Genomic DNA, 12,817 nt, shown 5'->3' on the forward strand with positions numbered 1-12,817 from the left:
GATGCCCACCGTCCCCTCGATCCTCGGCTTCGGCGCTATTGCGATCGACGACATCGTCTATGTCGATCAGCCGTTGTCGGCGGGCAAGGGGAAGGTCCTGCAAAATGCCCGCGCTTTTGGGGGAAATATCGCGACGGCGCTGGCCGCAGTCGTGCGGCTCGGCGGAACCGCCGGGTTCGTCGGATGGCTGGGCAGTGCCGCGGACGACGCCGTGCTGCGCGATCTCGTTGCGAGCGGTGTTGAAACCGCATTCGCGCCGCGCCATCCCGACGCGCGCCCGGTGCGCTCACGGATCACCGTCGGCTCGGACGGGGAACGGTTCATCGCGTATGACGACGATGCGATGCTGGGCACCGCTCCCGACTTTCCGGACGATATCCTCAGCCGCGCGACCGTCTTGATCGTCGATAGCTACGCGATCCGGTCGCTGGATGTCGTGGCTCGGGCTCGCGATCTCGGCCTTGCGATCCTCGGCGATATCGAATGGAGCGGCGGCCCCGCCACGGAGCGGCTGATCGCGCTCTGCGACCATCTCATTCTTCCACTCGGCTTTGCGCGGACTGCCACGGGGTGCCGATCGCCCGCCGAGATGCTCGAGGCATTATGGTTGCCGTCGCGATCCGCCGTGGTTCTGACCGATGGTGGGAGGGGCGTGTACTATCGCGGGCGTGAAGAGACAGGTCTCTGGCACTTGCCCCCGCACCGGGTTGTGGTCGTCGACTCGACCGGCGCGGGTGACTGCTTTCATGGCGCCTATGCCCTTGCGTTGACGCGCGGAGCCGACGCCGCAGGCCGGGTGGCATTCGCGGCCGCGGCGGCGGCCCTTTCGATAACCGGGCGTGGCGGGCGCGAGGCGCTTCCGACTGACGACCAGGTCACGGAACTCCTGGCATCGACCAACGCGCCGTCAGCAGTCGAACTGAAAAGTGCGCATGTCGATACTGGAACATAGCCTGAAGCTGTCGGAGGAAATATTTCGGAGGTGAACATAAGCCGAGAACAATTATAAAATCAGCGGCTTATACTTGTGGAGGGAGGAAGATGGCAGAAGTCATTCTTGAGAGTATCTGCAAAACCTACGGGAACAATTTTCGCGCGATCGACCAATTGAACCTATCGGTCGAGAACGGCGAGTTCTTGATTCTCGTCGGGCCGTCCGGCTGCGGCAAATCCACCGCATTGCGAATGATCGCGGGATTGGAGGACATCACCAGCGGCAGTCTTCGGATCGGCGGAGTCGACGTCGTCGACATGCCGCCCAAGGACCGCGACATAGCGATGGTCTTCCAGAGCTACGCGCTCTACCCACATATGACGGTGTTCGAAAACATCGCCTTTTCGATGCGGCTGGCAGGCAAGCCGAAGGCCGAGCGCAAGAAGCGCGTGGACGAGATCGCCAAAACCCTTCAGCTGACGTCTTTGCTGGACAGCAAACCCGCGAACCTTTCGGGCGGACAGCGTCAACGGGTTGCCATGGGCCGCGCTATGGTGCGCGAGCCGGCCGCCTTTCTCATGGACGAACCCCTTTCCAATCTGGACGCGAAACTGCGCGTGCAAATGCGCGCCGAAATCACCCGTCTGCAAAAGCAACTCGGCGTCACGACCATATACGTGACCCACGACCAGACCGAAGCGATGACGATGGGGGACAGGGTCGCGGTGTTGAAAGGCGGCGTGCTGCAGCAGGTCGACACACCCAAGAGGCTCTATGAATCGCCGGTGAACGCCTTCGTTGCCGGCTTCATCGGCTCTCCTTCGATGAACCTTTTCGAGGCGACCCTGACCGGCGACGAACTGATTTCCGGCACCTTCGCCATCCGGCTGCAGGATGCAGCCTTCGTGCGCAGGCCGGGCTTGAGGTCGTATGCGGGGCGCAAGGTCGTGTTCGGCATACGACCGGAGGATCTTTATGACAGCAGCCTCGAATCCGGTCGCAAGTATCAGACGATACCCGCAAAGGTGACTTCGATCGAAGAACTCGGCTCTGAACATATCGTTCACCTGAACATCGACGCGGTCCGGGTGGATTCCGGCGATCCGGACGCGGTGGACGATTTTGGCCTGGCATCGAACGCGGTGGCGAGATTCGAGCCGATCAGCGCCGTGCACTCCGGCTCGGAAATCGGGTTGGCCGTGGATGATGCCAAGTTCCATTTCTTCGATCCCGAGACGCATCTGGCGATCTGAATATCTGCAGCAGACCGCAGGCGAGAGTGAGGCGCCTGCGAAAGATACTCGCAAGAAGACTTCTAAATAAACCAGACGATCGGCCGCATTGTGCGGTCGATTTTGAAGAAGGAGGAGAAAGTGATGTTTCGGATACAACCCGCGATGCTGAAAATAGCCGCGGCCGCATGGTTGCTTGGCGCAACCGGCGCCATGGCGGATACGACGCTGGAATTCACCCAATGGTGGGAGCCCGAATTGCCGGCCGGCTCGCTCAGGGCGATCATGAATGACTTCGAGGCTGCAAACCCCGGAATCAAGGTGACGCTGGTCAGCGGCCCCTATGCGACCACGCGAGACCAGATCTCGGTTGGTGCTGCAACCGGAACGCTTAGCGACGTCGTTGGCCTCGACGGCGCCTGGGTGAACAATTTGAACGCGCAGAATGCGCTGGCCGACATGAACCCGATGATGGATGCGAGCGGGTTCGACAAGAGCCAGGTCGCGGATATCATCAAGGTGGACGGCAAGGCGGTGATGTTTCCCGTGGCTTCGTTCGTCTATCCGGTCTTCGTGAATTTGGACCTCGCCGCCCAGGCAGGCGTGACCAAGCTGCCGTCGACCCGCGCGGAGTTTCTCGAAGCCGCCAAGAAGATGACGCATGCCGACAAGAACCAGTATGGCTGGGTGCTACCCCTGTCGCTGCAAACGCCGTCCGGTGTCCAGAACGACATGATGTCGTGGGTCTGGGCATCGGGTCAATCGATGATGGGTGACGGCAAGCCGGCTCTCGAGGGCAAGCCGGTGGTGGATATGCTCACGTTCGTCAAATCGCTGAACGACGCCGGCGTCATCTCGCCCGGCATTGCCACCAAGACCGAGCAGGAAAAGGTCGAGGAATTCGTCAACGATCGGGTCGGAATGATGATCGACTCGCTTGCGCATGTGAACCTCATCCGCAAACGCAATCCCAAACTGAACTTCGATCTCATCCCGGTCCCGGTCGTGGAGAACTACAACGGCAAGCGCGGCCTTCCCTACGCCTCCTGGGGCATCGGCATCTCTGCGGCCTCGAAACATCAGGAGGAAGCCTGGAAGCTCGTCCAATATCTGATGAGTGAAAAGGTGAACGCCAAACTGGTGTCGCTGGCCAACGCCTTCCCGGGCAACGTCAACGCCAAGCCCGATTTCGTGACCTCCGACAAAGCTTTCGGCAAGGCTTTCGAAATCTTCAAGACCGGTTATCTTGCCAATGAGTTCACGGGCCTGCCGGTGGCGGAAGACCTGATGACCCAGTTCGACGTGGAAGCGCAGAAGATGCTCACCGACGAGCAGTCTCCGGAACAAGCCGCGGCCAACGCTCAAAAGGGCTGGATGGCGAAATTCTGATCGGCCTGTTTCTTCGTTTTCGATCTTCGACCGGGGGCCTGACTTCGGGCAGGCCTCCGGCAACAACGGATCGGCAATGCGAGACGGACCTGTTTCCGAAGCCCCTTCTCTTGAAGGCGTATCCCAAGGTTGGCATATGACCCGGCAGAAGCGCTCCCGCCACCATAGACTGAAACGAGCGGTCGCACCCTATCTCTACCTGTCGCCCTCGCTCCTCATAATCGGCCTGCTGATGCTGCTGCCGATGGTGACGGTGATTGGCTATTCGTTCCAGAACAGCGCAGTGCTGCGTCGCGACCCGTCCTTTGCCGGACTGAAACACTACCAGGCAATCTTTAACGATCCGGTGTTCTGGGCTTCGCTGTGGCACACGCTCTACTTCACATGTATGAGTGTCGTCTTCCACATGACCATCGGCATGATCTTCGCGCTCATGCTGAACAGCGACCGCATCAATCCGACGCTGCGCAATATCCTGCGCGTGCTCTACATTCTGCCCTGGCTGTTCACCGCGGTTATTATCGCCGTGATCTGGCGCCTCCTGCTCGAGCCGAACGGTGTCGTGAACAGCGTTCTCATGCAGATGGGCATCATCGGTTCCAAGGTCGAGTGGTTTTCCTCGCCCGAGACCGCGCTGCACGCCGTCACCTTCGCCAATATCTGGGCGGGCTACCCGCTTTTCATGGTCAGCCTGCTCGCAGGCTTGCAGGGCATTCCCAAGGATTTCTACGAGGCTGCCGATATCGACGGGGCGAAGGCCTACCAGAAGCTGATCTTCATCACCATCCCGCAGCTGATGCCGATCATCATCAGCATCTCTCTGCTCGACTTCATCTGGACCATGCAGGTCTTTCCATTGATCTGGATAACGACGGGCGGCGGTCCGATCTATTCGACCGAGGTCCTCAGCACCTACACATACAAGCTGGCGTTTTCGAGCTACAACCTGTCGCAGGCGTCGGCAAGCGCCGTGGTCATCCTGCTGATCTCTCTCGGCCTGACGCTGTTCTACATCCGCTATCAAAAGGCTCGATAGTCACCATGAGGAAAAGGCACACGCCGAAAGACAGGCTGATCACCGTCGCGCTGCATGTCGCGCTTGCAGCAGGGCTCTTTTTCGCGGCCTTCCCGATCTACTGGATGCTGAGCAGCTCGTTCAAGTCGAATACCGAAATCTTTGCCCTGCCACCAACCGTCCTGCCGAAGGCGGTCACGCTGGAAGCGTATGCGGCCATCCTTGGCGACCCGGTAAAGCTGCGCTTCTTCTTCAACAGCTACTTCGTGGCCGGAGCGGTGACCGTGCTGACGGTGCTGATCGCCTTGCTGGCGGCCTATGGGTTCAGCCGTTTCAATTTCCGCGGTAAGGGCAGCCTCAACACACTCATCATCAGCACGCAGACGATCCCGCCGATCACGCTTTTGATCCCCTTCTTCGGGCTTGTCGTCTCGTATGGCATCTTCGACACCTACGTCGCACTGATCCTGACTTACCTGGTGTTTACGCTGCCCTACGCGATCCTGCTGATGACGGGATATCTGAACACCTTGCCCCGCGATCTCGATGAAGCGGTGGCTGTCGACGGCGGCAGCAGCTGGACCGCACTCTGGCGGGTGATCGTCCCGATTTCACTGCCCGGTATCGTGGCGACGTCGGTCTACACCTTCCTGTTGTGCTGGAACGAATTTCTCTTTGCGCTGACGCTGACGAAGTCAACGTCCATGCGCACCGTCCCGATCGGTATCCAGCTATTGATGGGGCAGCACGCCTTCGAATGGAACCAGATGATGGCGATGAGCGTGCTCGGCTCGCTACCGCTCTTGCTCATCTACCTCGTTGCCCAGAGGTTCTTTCTGGCCGGTATGACCGCGGGCTCGGTCAAGTAGGATGTCCCTCCCACGGAGAACCGATGGAGTAGGCCGCGCATCGCAATCGATGGATTGGACCTTCTCTGCTGGCAGGTGATATCGCCGCGGCCTCAGGCGCCGTAGCGTCGCTGATCGTGCTGGTGCCGTTCTTCCAGCGCCACATCATCGAAGGGCCTGCGCAGGTGGAATCAAGGAATGAAAGGATGAACGTGAAAGACCTCAAAGTCGGCTGCCAGACCTTCACCTGGGAAATGCTCGGAGACTGTTTTGCCGGCGGCCCCGACGACCTGCTCAAAGCGATCGCCGATGGCGGCTATGCCGGCATCGAAATCACCGACACGATGATCGGCCGCTATGCCGGCAAACCGGCGCAGTTCGCGACGGCGCTGAAGACATCCGGCCTGACGCTCGTCTCCTTCGCCTTCGGTTCGAATAGCGGCTTCACACTCAAGGAGAAGATCGGCGCCGACCTCGAGACCGCCAGGCGCTGGATCGATTTTGCCGCCGCCTTTCCGGGCGCGCTGGTGTCCATGGGCTCGGCCACCGTCGTGTCGGACGGTCCGCGCCACGACAAGTTCGCCATTGCGGCCGAAGTCTACAACAAGGCTGGTGAACTCGGCCGCAAGGTCGGCGTCCAGGTCGCGGTGCATCCGAGCTCGCACCACAACACGCTGCTCTACGACCGCGCCGATTACGACCGCATCTTCGGGCTGCTCGACGCCTCGCTGGTCGGCTGGGTGCCGGACACCGGCCACATCCTGCGCGGTCACAAGGACATGGCCGGCACGCTCTCAACCTATCGCGATCGCATCTGCTACGTGCACCTGAAGGATGTCGATGCGAGCGGCGCCTGGGCGATGCTCGGCAAGGGCGTCTGCGACACGGCGAAAGTGATCGAGATCGCTAGCGCGGCGCCCAACTTCAACGGCTGGCTGGTGCTGGAAGAGGAATCCGAAACCGCCGCCGCCGATCCGGCCGGAGCGGTCAAGACCAACCGCCAGACCATGCGCGGCTACGGAGCCTGAGACAATGATCCGCAAGAAAGACCGTCGTCTTCGTGTCGGTGTGCTTGGCTGCGGGCCGATCGCGCAATTCGCGCATCTGGAATCCTGCGTGAAGGCCAGCAATGCCGATCTCTATGCGATCTGCGATGCCGCGCCCGATTTGCTGGCACGCATGGGCGCCACTTATGAGCCGCAGAAGATGTATGGCGACTTTGATGAAATGCTGGCCGACCCTGAACTCGAGGCGGTGATCGTCGCCACCTCCGATGCCTATCACGTGCCGATGTCGATCAAGGCGCTCGAGGCTGGCAAGCACGTTCTCTGCGAAAAGCCCATCGGCGTCTCGGTCGAGGAAGGCCAGAAGCTTGCCGATGCGGTCAGCCGTTCCGGCAAGGTGCTGCAGGTCGGGCACATGAAGCGCTTCGACCCGGCGCTGGAAGCGGCGCGCGATTTCGTCCGCGACGAGATGGGCGACATCCTGGCACTGAAGGCCTGGTATTGCGATTCCACCCATCGCTACACCAACACCGACGCGATCCAACCTCTGCCCGTCACCAGCAAGCTGGCGAGGAAGCCGGCCGGAAATCCGAAGGCCGATCTCAGGCAATATTTCATGCTGGCGCATGGCTCGCATCTCGTCGACACGGCGCGCTTCCTGTGCGGCGAGATCACCGCTGTGCGTGCCCGCCTCAACGAAAAATTCGGCGCCTATTGCTGGTTCGTCGAGACCGAGTTCGCCAATGGCGCGCTCGGCCATCTCGACCTCACGGTTGCCGTGCGCATGGACTGGCACGAGGGTTTCCAGCTCTACGGCGAAAACGGCTCGGTGATCGCGAAGACCTTCAATCCCTGGTATTTCCGCGCCAGCGAGGTCGACATCTTTCACGAGAAGGATGCGACGTCGCGCAAGCCGCTTGGCGCCGACGGCCATTTCTTCCGGCGCCAGCTCGAGGGCCTCGCCGAGACGGTGCTCGACGGCGAGCCGATGCGCGGCGCCAACGTCGATGACGGCCTTGCCTCGATCCGCGCCATGGTGGCGATCGCCCGCTCGGTCGAAAGCGGCGAACGCGTCGAGATCGCCAGCGTGACGGGAGCGGTCTGATGCAGATCGGGGTGTTCGCCAAGACTTTTCCTGGCAGCGAGCCAGGCGGCGTGCTCGCCGCGGTGCGCGACGCGGGATTTGCCGTCACCCAGTTCAACCTCGCCTGCGCCGGGCTGCCGTCGACGCCGGATGCGGTCCCGGACGATGTCATCCGTGCCATTGCAGCCGCGTCTGATGCCTCCGGTGTCGCGCTGGTGGCACTGTCAGGCACCTACAACATGGCGCATCCGGACAACGCCGTGCGCGACGATGGCTTGCGCCGGCTGAAGGTGGTGATCGAGGCCGCCGCCAAGCTTTCCACGCCGCTCGTCACGCTGTGCACGGGAACGCGCAACCGCGATGACCAGTGGGCGCATCATCCCGACAATGCCGATCCCTCGGCCTGGGCCGACATGGCGCGCGAAATGGAAAAGGCATTGCAACTCGCCGATCGCCACGGCGTCGATCTCGGCATCGAGCCGGAACAGGCCAACATCGTGACGTCGGCGCAGGACGCGATGCAGTTGATCGCCGAAATGGGTTCGAAGCGGCTGCGCATCGTGCTCGATCCGGCGAACCTGTTCGAGCAGGCGGATGCCGCGCAGGCCCGCGCCATCGTCGCCGCCGCCATCGAAACCACGGCCGGCCATGTCGCCATGGCGCACGCCAAGGACCGTTTTGCCCACGGCTGCTTCGCCACCGCCGGGCAAGGCGTCGTCGACTTCGCCGATTTCATCGCACGGCTCAAGGCGACAGGCTTCGACGGTCCGTTGGTGACGCATGGGCTTTCGGCCGAAGAGGCGCCCGGCGTCGCCGGCTTTCTGAAAGGGCTCCTGTGATGAAGCGCCCGACGACCTTGCTCCGCGATAGTGGCACGCTACGGGTTTCCGACGCGGGCGACGGGCTGGCGGTCGTCTTCCAGCATGGTCTTGGCGGCGGCGAGGCTCAGGTCGCCCAGTCCTTCCCGGCCGGCACCGGCTTGCGGCGCGTCACGCTCGAATGCCGCGGGCATGGCGGCTCGGCACTCGGCAAGTATCGGCCATTCTCCTTCCAGATGTTCGCCGACGATGTGCTCGCCGCCGCCGACCAGGCCGGCCTCGAGCGCTTCGTTGCCGGCGGCGTGTCGATGGGCGCGGGAATCGCGCTGCGCCTCGCCTGCCGCCATCGCGATCGCGTCGCCGGCCTCGTGCTGGTGCGCCCGGCCTGGACGTTTGGCAAGGCACCGGCGAACATGCGGCCGATCGCGGAAGTCGCCGGCCTCATGCTGGATCACGGCCCGGACAAAGCGCGGGCGCTTTTCGCGCAGTCCGAGACCGCCCTACGCCTCTATCGCGAGGCGCCCGACAATCTCGCTTCGCTGCTGGGCTATTTCGACCGGCCGGACGCCATGACGTTCGCGCAAGTGCTCGCTGACATCGCCGCCGACGGACCGGGCGTCTCGGCAAGGGATGCCGAGTCTCTCGATATTCCGACTTTGGTCATCGGCAACGCCATGGATGCCGTGCATCCGCTGTCTTCCGCCTATACGCTGGCGGCCACCATTCCCGGCGCGACCTTTGCCGAAATCCCTGCCAAGGCGCTCGACAGCGCCAGGCATTTCGCCGAGCTGCAGGCCGAGATCACCGCCTTCCTTCACGCCCACGCCAATTTCCGGAGCCTTGTTCCCTAATGACCACCAAATCCCTGTCCGGCCCCTCGGCAATAGCCGCCTTGCCGCGCAACCGGCTGCTCGGCGAATTTTCCCTGTGGTCGGCGGACCTTGCCAATATGGAGCGCGACCTGAAGCGCATCGACGCTTACGTCGACTTGCATCACATCGATGTCGCCGACGCCCGTTTCACCCCCGGCTTCCTGTTCTTTCCTGATCTGGTGGCGCGGATCGCCAGGCTGACGACAAGGCCTATCCATGTGCATCTGATGGTCGAGGCAGAGATCGTCGAGGAGCAGACGCGGCAGTTCATCGGGGCCGGCGCTGACCTGATCAGCGTGCATGCCGAGAATGGTGAAGCGGGGCTTCGCGCCGTGCGGCTGGCGCATGAGCTTGGCGCCGAAGCCGGCGTCGTGCTCAGGCTGGAAACGCCGGTCGCGGCGGTTACCCCCTTCCTGTCGCAAGTGGCGTTCGTGACGCTGCTCGGCACCTCCATCGGCGTCAAAGGGCAGCGCCTGTCCGACCAGGCCTGTCCGCGCCTGATCGAGGCACGCGCGCTGATGCGGAAGGCCGGCCGTGAGGCCGACATCGTGCTTGCCGCGGATGGCGGCATCCGCCACGAGACAGTGCCGCTGCTGCGCGCCGCCGGCGCCGAGACGGTTGTGCTGGGCTCGCTTGCCTTCGGCGATCCCGACCTCGCGCAGCGCATGGCCTGGCTGCACGGACTGAAGGTCGCCGCCTGATGAGCACGCTTGCGCTTGCCTTCGATCTCGGCGGCACGGAGCTGCGCGGCGCGCTCGTTGAACGCAGCGGTGATGTCATCGCCCGGGTTTCGGCACCGACGATGGCAGGCTCGGGATCGGAGGCTGTGATCGGCCAGATCATCGTGCTGGCAGGCACCCTGCTGGCGGAGCATCCGCGGGCAAAGATGGTCGGCATCGGCATGTGTGCGCCGGGACCGCTCGATCCCAAAGCCGGGATCGTCATCGGGCCGCCGACGCTGGCCGGCTGGCACAATGTGCCGCTGATCGACATCCTCAGCCGGCAGTTCGGCCTGCCGGTGCGACTGGAGAACGACGCCAATGCGGCAGCCCTCGGCGAATGGCGCTTCGGAGCCGGCCGCGGCACCGGATCGCTGGTGTTCGTCACCGTGTCGACCGGCATTGGCGGCGGCGTCGTCGCAGACGGTCACATCTATCACGGCAGGCGCGGGCTGGCGGCCGAGATCGGCCACATGACCATCACCGGCGAAGGGGACCGCTGCTTCTGCGGTGCCGTCGGCTGCTTCGAGGCGGTCGCCTCCGGCACCGCGCTTGGACGGCGGGCGACACAACTGACCGCGCCGAGCGACGGCTCGCTGCTCAGGCGCCTTTCGAACAATGGCGATGTCTCGGCGCGGCATGTCGTGGATGCCGCGCGGACGGGTGATGCGGCGGCTCGCCAACTGGTCGAGGCCGAAGCCAAGTGGCTCGGCATCGGCTTCACCAACCTCCTGCATCTCTATTCGCCCGACCTGATCGTGATGGGCGGCGGCCTTTCCAACGGCTTCGATCTCCTGGCGCCGACGATCCGGGCGACCGTCGAGGAGCGCGCAATGCAAGCCTATCGCGACGTGCCAATCGTGCCGGCCGAGCTCGGCGATCGGGCGGGCCTGGTCGGCGCGGCGAGCCTGATCTTGTGGGAGGGCGAACCTGGCACGGCGCTGGCGATGGTGCAGGACGACGAGCCGAAAACCGGGGCCAGGGAGGTAAGCCAAGGCTGAGCTCAAGCTGCGCGGTGCGCGCAAATTCTATGGAGCCGCCGAGATCATCAAGGGCATCGACCTCGACGTCGAGGACCGCGAATTCATCGTCTTCGTCGGCCCGTCCGGTTTGGGCAAGTCCACGCTGCCGCGCATGATCGCCGGGCTGGAAAGGATCAGCGCGGGCGACCTCATGATCGACGGCGTGCGCGCCAACGACATGGACCCGTCCGCGCGCGGGTTGGCCATGGTGTTCCAGTCCTATGCGCCCTATCCGCATATGAGCGTGGCCGAAAATATGGGCTTCGCACCGAAGATCGCTGGGGTGCCGGCACTGGACAAACAGGCTATCTGCGGCGGGTCTCGCAGCCGGACACACAAGCTATCGGGCTGAGGCTCGACCGCAGTTAAGTCAACTACGGCAACGTTCGTCGGCGACCAACTGTTGGGCGAATGAATCGCCGCGAACACTGCCTCTGCCGCAACATTCGCGTCACGGTCGCTACGCATTGCAACGTCATTCCGGATGTCGCCCGTGCGCGAAAACCGGCGAATGGAGGGCGCTCGCCTCGTCCGCTCCCTGCCGAGAGCGCGTCGGAATGGAAACCGCACCATTGATCAGCGATGCGCGCAGCTTCCCGGAAACCTTGGATCAGCGGATAAGATCGTGCTGCTGGAGCGCGCCCGCCATTCACCATGTGTGGGAGGTTCCGCGCAAATAGCCGACGCCGAATGGGTGAGCCAAGCATGCAGACATCATTGTCATGGTGCTGCGGACGACAGTGCATATCCGGCGCGCATGTCGCTCTGTTCGAGCCTTTGAACCACCGCGCTGACCACGGATGTACTGGCAGCATTGGGATCTTTCCGGTTCGGATGGAAAAGATGCAGGTCGGCGTGCTCCTGCGGAAAGCCGCACCCCTCATGCAACGCAGCCTCCCTGCGTGGGGAACGCTTGCCTGCACTACGGCGGCGGCTTTCCATGCGAGCCGCTTCAAAAATGATGCTGCGAAACGGCTCCGGCTTTATCCGACGAACGCCTCACGCATCCGAGCGAACATGCCGGGCTGTCTCCCGGCAATCGCCGCACGGATGTGACGGGCGGCCGTTAAGGCGCTCACCGTCGCGCCGAAATGACAATAGCAAATGATCTCATGCAATTGCCTGTCGGTCACTTCGAAGAACCGCTTCGCTTCGCCGTAGTTGTCGTTTTCCAACCCGGCGGCGCGGAGGACAGGATCCTCGAAAGCGACTGAGATCGGCGAGCCGTCGCCGCGCATGGCCCCGCGTGATCTAACCGGCTGATACTCGGTCTGGTGTAGCGTCGAGAGTCGCCGGTCAGGGTTCCGTTCAAGGAGCTCCGCCCAGCGTTCAAGACGTTCGCTGCGCGACATGGCCTGGCGCAGGTAGTCCTGATCGATCTCGGCGACGATCTGCAGTTGCTCAAGCGTCTGGTGCTTCATTTTAGCCTCCTATTCGGACGATAGTTGGCCCACCCATATCCTTCTTATACCTGCGGCCAGCGTGACTCCGACCGATCGTGAAGTCCAATCACGATGATGCTGGGAGGGCTTCCCCGCACGAAAATGCGGAGGCTTCGCAAAGATCCGGCCATTAATTTGGCGAACGCGGTCAAATGCGCGGCTGTTCGACGATGTCGGTCTGGAGTCCGTGCCGATCGAGGTGATCGACGGGCAGAGTCTGTGCTGACACGATCACGGATACCACGCCGTACCAGAGGCGCCTGTCCTTGAGATCCATCGTTACCTCCTGCCCGCTACATGTTGGCCACTGGGCGAATTCCTTGAGCCTTTGGCCGTCATTTCCCAGATGAGCGACCCATTTGCCGTCTGGCAGGCACACAGTAGGTTGGATAAGGGGTCTTTGAGAAGCGCGCAATACGACCGCGCCGACATGACCGC

The 12,817-nt window shown here is 62.8% G+C and carries 14 protein-coding genes and 1 pseudogene; 12 read left to right on the forward strand and 3 right to left on the reverse strand.

Translation table 11 applies throughout. The features are described 5' to 3' along the window. Nucleotide 1: 1 nt before the first annotated feature. From NKJ46_RS03925 to NKJ46_RS03980, 12 genes and pseudogenes are all read left to right on the forward strand, one after another. A complete protein-coding gene (locus tag NKJ46_RS03925) occupies nucleotides 2–952 on the forward strand; it encodes a PfkB family carbohydrate kinase (protein WP_352662145.1) in 951 nt (316 codons plus the stop codon). Nucleotides 953–1,041: 89 nt separating this feature from the next. Continuing rightward, nucleotides 1,042–2,187: an ABC transporter ATP-binding protein gene (locus tag NKJ46_RS03930; protein ID WP_352662148.1), complete on the forward strand. Its 1,146-nt coding sequence runs from the start codon at nucleotides 1,042–1,044 to the stop codon at nucleotides 2,185–2,187. 123 nt (nucleotides 2,188–2,310) lie between these two features. After that, a complete protein-coding gene (locus NKJ46_RS03935) occupies nucleotides 2,311–3,555 on the forward strand; it encodes an ABC transporter substrate-binding protein (RefSeq protein WP_352662151.1) in 1,245 nt (414 codons plus the stop codon). Nucleotides 3,556–3,691: 136 nt separating this feature from the next. Further along, the gene (locus NKJ46_RS03940; protein WP_352488892.1) at nucleotides 3,692–4,591 is read left to right on the forward strand and encodes a carbohydrate ABC transporter permease; all 900 of its coding nucleotides are present in this window, start codon (nucleotides 3,692–3,694) and stop codon (nucleotides 4,589–4,591) included. 5 nt (nucleotides 4,592–4,596) lie between these two features. Then, nucleotides 4,597–5,439 carry a carbohydrate ABC transporter permease gene (locus tag NKJ46_RS03945; RefSeq protein WP_352662156.1) on the forward strand — a complete coding sequence of 281 codons (843 nt, stop codon included), beginning with the start codon at nucleotides 4,597–4,599 and terminating at the stop codon, nucleotides 5,437–5,439. A 185-nt stretch (nucleotides 5,440–5,624) separates the two neighbouring features. After that, nucleotides 5,625–6,446 carry a sugar phosphate isomerase/epimerase family protein gene (locus NKJ46_RS03950; RefSeq protein WP_352662158.1) on the forward strand — a complete coding sequence of 274 codons (822 nt, stop codon included), beginning with the start codon at nucleotides 5,625–5,627 and terminating at the stop codon, nucleotides 6,444–6,446. Nucleotides 6,447–6,450: 4 nt separating this feature from the next. Next, entirely contained in the window at nucleotides 6,451–7,527 is a 1,077-nt protein-coding gene (locus NKJ46_RS03955; protein WP_352662161.1) for a Gfo/Idh/MocA family protein, read from the forward strand. Next, the gene (locus NKJ46_RS03960; protein ID WP_352662164.1) at nucleotides 7,527–8,345 is read left to right on the forward strand and encodes a sugar phosphate isomerase/epimerase family protein; all 819 of its coding nucleotides are present in this window, start codon (nucleotides 7,527–7,529) and stop codon (nucleotides 8,343–8,345) included. Before NKJ46_RS03955 ends, NKJ46_RS03960 begins: the two co-directional genes overlap by 1 nt. After that, nucleotides 8,345–9,175: an alpha/beta fold hydrolase gene (locus NKJ46_RS03965; protein ID WP_352662167.1), complete on the forward strand. Its 831-nt coding sequence runs from the start codon at nucleotides 8,345–8,347 to the stop codon at nucleotides 9,173–9,175. The genes NKJ46_RS03960 and NKJ46_RS03965 overlap by 1 nt, the downstream gene beginning before the upstream one ends. Continuing rightward, nucleotides 9,175–9,897 carry a ribulose-phosphate 3-epimerase gene (locus NKJ46_RS03970; RefSeq protein ID WP_352662170.1) on the forward strand — a complete coding sequence of 241 codons (723 nt, stop codon included), beginning with the start codon at nucleotides 9,175–9,177 and terminating at the stop codon, nucleotides 9,895–9,897. The genes NKJ46_RS03965 and NKJ46_RS03970 overlap by 1 nt, the downstream gene beginning before the upstream one ends. Further along, nucleotides 9,897–10,916 carry an ROK family protein gene (locus NKJ46_RS03975; protein ID WP_352662173.1) on the forward strand — a complete coding sequence of 340 codons (1,020 nt, stop codon included), beginning with the start codon at nucleotides 9,897–9,899 and terminating at the stop codon, nucleotides 10,914–10,916. Before NKJ46_RS03970 ends, NKJ46_RS03975 begins: the two co-directional genes overlap by 1 nt. Before the next feature lie 7 nt (nucleotides 10,917–10,923). Further along, nucleotides 10,924–11,226: pseudogene (locus NKJ46_RS03980) on the forward strand (ATP-binding cassette domain-containing protein); the annotation flags it as partial. Nucleotides 11,227–11,657: 431 nt separating this feature from the next. On the opposite strand, the gene NKJ46_RS03985 reads toward NKJ46_RS03980, so the two are convergent. The 3 genes from NKJ46_RS03985 to NKJ46_RS03995 form a co-directional block, all read right to left on the reverse strand. Continuing rightward, nucleotides 11,658–11,879 (reverse strand): hypothetical protein, encoded by a 222-nt coding sequence (locus NKJ46_RS03985; RefSeq protein WP_352662176.1) that lies wholly within the window; start codon nucleotides 11,877–11,879, stop codon nucleotides 11,658–11,660. 41 nt (nucleotides 11,880–11,920) lie between these two features. Then, nucleotides 11,921–12,358 (reverse strand): hypothetical protein, encoded by a 438-nt coding sequence (locus NKJ46_RS03990; protein ID WP_352662179.1) that lies wholly within the window; start codon nucleotides 12,356–12,358, stop codon nucleotides 11,921–11,923. A gap of 169 nt (nucleotides 12,359–12,527) precedes the next feature. After that, the gene (locus NKJ46_RS03995; RefSeq protein ID WP_352662182.1) at nucleotides 12,528–12,656 is read right to left on the reverse strand and encodes a hypothetical protein; all 129 of its coding nucleotides are present in this window, start codon (nucleotides 12,654–12,656) and stop codon (nucleotides 12,528–12,530) included. Nucleotides 12,657–12,817: the final 161 nt, after the last annotated feature.

Origin of the sequence: Mesorhizobium sp. M0166, assembly GCF_040322255.1 — a bacterium.
GTDB lineage: Bacteria > Pseudomonadota > Alphaproteobacteria > Rhizobiales > Rhizobiaceae > Mesorhizobium.

What these genes read in the sequence shown, in the direction of transcription:
- NKJ46_RS03970 (WP_352662170.1), top strand. Translation starts at nt 9,175, where the DNA reads ATGACCACCAAATCCCTGTCCGGCCCCTCGGCAATAGCCGCCTTGCCG.
- NKJ46_RS03935 (WP_352662151.1), top strand. Translation starts at nt 2,311, where the DNA reads ATGTTTCGGATACAACCCGCGATGCTGAAAATAGCCGCGGCCGCATGG.
- NKJ46_RS03930 (WP_352662148.1), top strand. Translation starts at nt 1,042, where the DNA reads ATGGCAGAAGTCATTCTTGAGAGTATCTGCAAAACCTACGGGAACAAT.
- NKJ46_RS03945 (WP_352662156.1), top strand. Translation starts at nt 4,597, where the DNA reads ATGAGGAAAAGGCACACGCCGAAAGACAGGCTGATCACCGTCGCGCTG.
- NKJ46_RS03950 (WP_352662158.1), top strand. Translation starts at nt 5,625, where the DNA reads ATGAACGTGAAAGACCTCAAAGTCGGCTGCCAGACCTTCACCTGGGAA.
- NKJ46_RS03985 (WP_352662176.1), bottom strand. Translation starts at nt 11,879, where the DNA reads ATGGAAAGCCGCCGCCGTAGTGCAGGCAAGCGTTCCCCACGCAGGGAG.
- NKJ46_RS03940 (WP_352488892.1), top strand. Translation starts at nt 3,692, where the DNA reads ATGACCCGGCAGAAGCGCTCCCGCCACCATAGACTGAAACGAGCGGTC.
- NKJ46_RS03975 (WP_352662173.1), top strand. Translation starts at nt 9,897, where the DNA reads ATGAGCACGCTTGCGCTTGCCTTCGATCTCGGCGGCACGGAGCTGCGC.
- NKJ46_RS03995 (WP_352662182.1), bottom strand. Translation starts at nt 12,656, where the DNA reads ATGGATCTCAAGGACAGGCGCCTCTGGTACGGCGTGGTATCCGTGATC.
- NKJ46_RS03955 (WP_352662161.1), top strand. Translation starts at nt 6,451, where the DNA reads ATGATCCGCAAGAAAGACCGTCGTCTTCGTGTCGGTGTGCTTGGCTGC.
- NKJ46_RS03965 (WP_352662167.1), top strand. Translation starts at nt 8,345, where the DNA reads ATGAAGCGCCCGACGACCTTGCTCCGCGATAGTGGCACGCTACGGGTT.
- NKJ46_RS03990 (WP_352662179.1), bottom strand. Translation starts at nt 12,358, where the DNA reads ATGAAGCACCAGACGCTTGAGCAACTGCAGATCGTCGCCGAGATCGAT.
- NKJ46_RS03960 (WP_352662164.1), top strand. Translation starts at nt 7,527, where the DNA reads ATGCAGATCGGGGTGTTCGCCAAGACTTTTCCTGGCAGCGAGCCAGGC.
- NKJ46_RS03925 (WP_352662145.1), top strand. Translation starts at nt 2, where the DNA reads ATGCCCACCGTCCCCTCGATCCTCGGCTTCGGCGCTATTGCGATCGAC.